The 515-nt window shown below is 33.6% G+C and carries 1 pseudogene; it reads right to left on the reverse strand.

Features of this window, described 5'->3' with window-relative positions:
* Positions 1-241: 241 nt before the first annotated feature.
* Positions 242-515 (reverse strand): annotated as a pseudogene (locus D8863_RS10965) (TetR/AcrR family transcriptional regulator); the annotation flags it as partial.

Raw genomic sequence — 515 nt, forward strand, 5'->3', positions numbered from 1 at the left:
GTCTAAAACAATAAGCATTTTAGTGTTAGAAATTATTAAAATGATTTGTCAGAGCTGTTCATGACTAATATCGAAAAACTCAGTTTCTCACTTAACTATTTTTCATACGTTTTATGGTGTTTAAGGTTGTTGTGACTAGCTCGTTAACAGGTCTAAAACAATAAGCATTTTAGTGTTAGAAATTATTAAAATGATTTGTCAGAGCTGTTCATGACTAATATCGAAAAACTCAGTTTCTCACTTAACTATTTTTCATACGTTTTATGGTGTTTAAGGTTGTTGTGACTAGCTCGTTAACAGGCATTGTCTGGTAATCTGTTTTTAACCATTCATCAAAAATATTGTAGAGACCTCCAACGATGAATCTACTATCATAGGTGATTTGTCTTTGATTACTGTTTGTGACATGCCAAGGTGCCATGACAGTGGTATAAGCAGCAGAAAGCTTATCATAAGACCTTTGCAAGATAAGCACGAGCAAGTTTGCGTCCTGCAAAATTTTTAATGGCTCAGTG

The organism is Streptococcus oralis (assembly GCF_003943825.1).
GTDB lineage: Bacteria > Bacillota > Bacilli > Lactobacillales > Streptococcaceae > Streptococcus > Streptococcus oralis_CD.